Below are 1,920 nucleotides of genomic sequence, written 5' to 3' on the forward strand. Positions count from 1 at the left end.
CAGCCCCTGCGCGGGGCATTGCGGGCCGGGGGCAGAGCTTGCCTGTGCATGATGGACAGTTTACCGGTTGCAACGTTATCCATTACCCTGGTCTGGACCTCGGCTCGGCGGGCGGCAGGGAAGGGGCGCAGCGGCAGGCCGGACTGAAAAGAAAAACAAAAACCCCACTGCTTGCCAGCGGGGTTTTTGAACAGTCATTGTCCGGCCTGAGCCGATACTGGAAACGCTCGGCGCAAAGGCTATTTCTTGTCGGCCTTTGCGGGCTTGTCAGCCTTGTCAGCGGACTTGTCGGCGGGTTTTTCAGCAGCCTTGTCGGCGGGCTTGGCAGCTTCGGCTTCAGGGGCCTTTTCGGCTTCGCCGGCGGGCTTGAAGTCAATCTTCTGCTTGTCCATGGCCGCGATGATATCGCTGGTCACGTCAGCCTTGGGATCAAAGGAAGCGGCAGCCTCGGAACTGATGATAAGGGCATAGCCCTTGTCGGCACGATAGGCGTTGATGATGCGCTGCATGGTATCATACAGCACGTTGACAACATTCTGCTGCTCCACCTGCATGCGCTGCTGCGAGGCCATGTACACGGTCTGCAGTTCTTTCTGGGCATCGGCGTCATCGGCGTTCTGCTCCAGACGCTTCTGGATGTTGTTCAGCTGCGCCTGCATGTCGGCCTGCAGACCTTCAAGGTGCTTCACGCCAGCCTTGCCGGCTTCGCTGTCGCGCATGACGCGCGTCATATCAACGACCGCCAGTTTGGCCTGGGATGAGCCTTCACCCTGTTGGCAGGCAATAAGCATCAGGCTCAGCAACAGGGCCAGCGGCATAAAATAACGGATACGCATGGTAATGGATACTCCTCTCAGAATTTCCGCGTGCCGTTGCACGGCCTGCGCGGCGTGTTGTCAATGGTGTACGTTGTTTTTACTGCCACCTCAACCGTTTTTTCCCGGCGGGCCTTGCTTTCTGTTCAAAAACATACCTGCCGTCGCAAAGGACATCCCGCCGCACGGCTACCGGCGGAACAGGCTTGACGCAAGTTCGCCCAGGAGCAATCTAGAGCATTTAACACTTGAAATGCTTGCTTACGGCAGGCAAAAGCCTGCCTGCTCGCATTTCGTGGCAAGGATTTTCAGGAAAATCCTTGCAGAGCAGTTGACTCGTTTCATTCGTAAACTGCTCTAACGTTGAAATTGTTCGGACGGCTGCGGAAACCGACATCTGACGCGCAGGCGTAAATGCCGTTTATGTGCGCGGTTACGCATCGCTGCGAGCGCGTCTTGAGCTTTGAAAAATACATTCGAAAAACCGATCAGCGCTATTGCAAAGCGGCGTAATGCCCCTTCATCCTGGCGACCTTGGCCACATAGGCGCGGGTTTCAGCCACGGGCAGCCGGATGGTCAGATCTTCGTACAACTGTTCCGCAGTCAGCGCATTGATGGCGTCCACAGCCTCTTCGGGACTGTTGCCAAAAAGCCGCAAAAACCGGTTCGGCCCCATATTGTAGGCGGCCACGGCACAATATTCACGCGACCTCGGGTCATGTACCCCGGAAAAATAGCGTGTGAGCAGGATATGCAGATAGGTCGTGCCGTAACGGATGTTGGTTTCCGGCACGCGCAGGTCTTCAAAACTCACATCGCCCGTATGCCCGTACAGGTAGCGGTGTACCTCGCCGCCTGCCGTGTCCGGCAATATCTGCATAAGACCCATGGCCGACTTGTGGCTTACAAGAGTGGGAGAAAACGAACTTTCGCTGTGAATAATGGCATACACAAGCTCGGTGCTCAGGTTATAGCGACCGGCAAAGCTTTCCACTATCTGCTGATAGCGCCGCACCCTGGGGGGCAGCGTGCCTCCGTTGCCATAGGCGTTGGCGGCAAGCGCGTTTCCTGTGCCGTCGCGACCGATGCTCCTGCCCGCACGCG

At 57.1% G+C, this 1,920-nt stretch carries 2 protein-coding genes; both read right to left on the bottom strand.

Annotated features, from left to right (window positions below):
- Positions 1 to 239: 239 nt before the first annotated feature.
- Positions 240 to 836: an OmpH family outer membrane protein gene (locus V6C07_RS05075; protein ID WP_333535277.1), complete on the bottom strand. Its 597-nt coding sequence runs from the start codon at positions 834 to 836 to the stop codon at positions 240 to 242.
- A 473-nt stretch (positions 837 to 1,309) separates the two neighbouring features.
- Positions 1,310 to 1,920, bottom strand: a 611-nt coding sequence (locus V6C07_RS05080) for a transglycosylase SLT domain-containing protein (protein ID WP_333535278.1), incomplete at its 5' end; no start/stop codon positions are given.

This window comes from Desulfovibrio sp. 1214_IL3152 (genome assembly GCF_036763055.1).
In the GTDB taxonomy this organism is placed as follows: domain Bacteria; phylum Desulfobacterota; class Desulfovibrionia; order Desulfovibrionales; family Desulfovibrionaceae; genus Desulfovibrio.

Bases quoted from the DNA above. Each gene is read 5' to 3' on its own strand.
- V6C07_RS05075 (WP_333535277.1), bottom strand. From the start codon at position 836: ATGCGTATCCGTTATTTTATGCCGCTGGCCCTGTTGCTGAGCCTGATG.